We start from the raw sequence: 1,999 nt of genomic DNA, 5'->3' as shown, positions 1-1,999 counted from the left end.
TAGCGTAGCCCGTAGCACGCCGACCTTGTGGGCATGAGCGCAAGCGAAATGCCCACAAGGGCACGCCCAAAAAATATATTAAACTTTGAATTTTTGCTTCCTATTTTATTTCTCAAAACCTAATACTAAATAGTACAATTATGCTGAATGAATATTGCTTTGTGTAAAAATTGTTCTTAATTTTGTAATTATTTTACTTAACCAACTATGACACTTCTCGGTAAAGTACTAGAACAGTTTTTTTATAGAAAAAGACCTGCCCAAGCATCCCATCAACCTGTAGTTACCAACACAATAAAGGATATAAAAAGTTGGGTAGATGCGCAGCTTCCTCCATTAGCATGGAATAGAATCGTGGTACGCTTGATTAGATATTGTATTCAAAACTACCAAAAAACTCTTGACGAGTTTGAACCAAATACAAAACTTTCAGCAGAACTATCTCAAAAAATTCAAACTACCATTTTTGAACTTTATCAAGTTAAAGTAGAAATCAGAAAGGAGCTATGAGCATGACAAGCAAAGCAAATTCTCCATTTACCTCTCATTATGACAAGCATTACAATGCTTATTGGGTAGGTCTTGAACCAATGATATTTCACTGTCATCATTATAATTTGTTTTTACAGAATACCATCAAAGATGCAGGAGAATTATTTGATGTGGACACTTTATTATCTCAATCTGCTGAATATGTGGTATATCATCAATGGGTAAACTTGTTCGGACCGCCTGGTGAAAATAAAATATCCGTGGCAACTTTATTAGAGGGTTTCTCTTTATTCGGCTTTGGAAAACTAACTTTGAAAGATAATAGTATTGAGGGGGGAAAAATTGTATCTGACTACGAACACTATAGCGTAGGATATACCTTGAAATATCCTATTCCCTCAATGGATAAGGAAGGTGTTTCTTATTTTGCTAAGGGATTTATTGCGGCTTTATTTTCGTATATCTATAATCAACCTTTGTTTTCATATAAGGTTACTCAAACAAAATGCAAATCCAAAGGAGATGATATTATAGCTTTTGAAGTAATTAGGTTATCAAAACCTGCACAGCCTGCATATAACTACTACGCAGGAAAAGGTATACTGGGAGAACCCTATGAATACACTAATCCGCAAAATACCACAGTCGATTATATTGGTATTAGAGAAGCACTCACTCAAATGGTACTTGTGGGTGATTCAGAAACAGGACTAATTGATGCTTTTGGTGTATTACTCACTCGGCACTACGCTAACTATTATTGTAACATCTCTTATGGATTACTTCAAGAAATGTATAACCAGCTTGGAAACAAAGGCATAGAATTAGTTAAAAATTTGTTAATTGAAGCAGGGCATGTTTGTGCTTTTCACACTTTTGGCAGTATCATGACTTCAATGGAATGGGAAGCTCTTATTAAACCTATGCTCAAAACAAGAGAAGACTGGGTACATGGTATTATTGCTTGTGTAAATGCTTTGGGGTGGGGAACGTGGATTATAAGGGAGCTTGTGCCTTATCGATCTCTTACCATAGAGATATTTAATGACTACGAAAGTAACCACTATTTAGCTTGCAAACACTATAATTATCGTGTGCCTATTGCTTACTTAGCCGTAGGGGGTACAGCTGGCATTATGAACTTAATCTATAATGCAGATATTACTTCAAAGCCTACTCTGACCGAAGAGTTTTATCAAAAAGCCTTTAAGTCGGAAAAAAGATTTGTGGCTACTCAAATAAATTGCAGATCCTTAGGAGATAAAAGCGCAGTTATTAAAGCCGAATTGCAGCACGCTTAAAACACTCGAACAAAATTTTTGAGGGGACCTGCTGATATCTTATTTTTACAACGGTAATAATAGCTACTTTTATTTTTCAGTTTTTCTCAAGTTTGAGAAATAATTGATTTTTTGGGCGTGCCCCTTGCTACGCAAGGGTCGGGGCATTCCGCACTGCGCTTCGCTTCGGTACTTCGCTAACGCTTCGTACTGCCTAACGGCATGCT

General features: G+C 36.5%; 2 protein-coding genes. Both read left to right on the top strand.

The features are described 5' to 3' along the window. Positions 1–207: 207 nt before the first annotated feature. Positions 208–510, top strand: coding sequence for a hypothetical protein (locus tag NZ519_13750; GenBank protein ID MCS7029818.1), 303 nt, complete (start codon positions 208–210; stop codon positions 508–510). 2 nt (positions 511–512) lie between these two features. Then, positions 513–1,793, top strand: a complete 1,281-nt coding sequence (locus NZ519_13745) for a hypothetical protein (GenBank protein MCS7029817.1) — start codon at positions 513–515, stop codon at positions 1,791–1,793. Positions 1,794–1,999: the final 206 nt, after the last annotated feature.

Source organism: Bacteroidia bacterium, assembly GCA_025056095.1.
In the GTDB taxonomy this organism is placed as follows: domain Bacteria; phylum Bacteroidota; class Bacteroidia; order JANWVE01; family JANWVE01; genus JANWVE01.
Note: the sequence above shows the minus strand (reverse complement) of the source record. Positions and strands in the feature narration are given on the sequence as shown.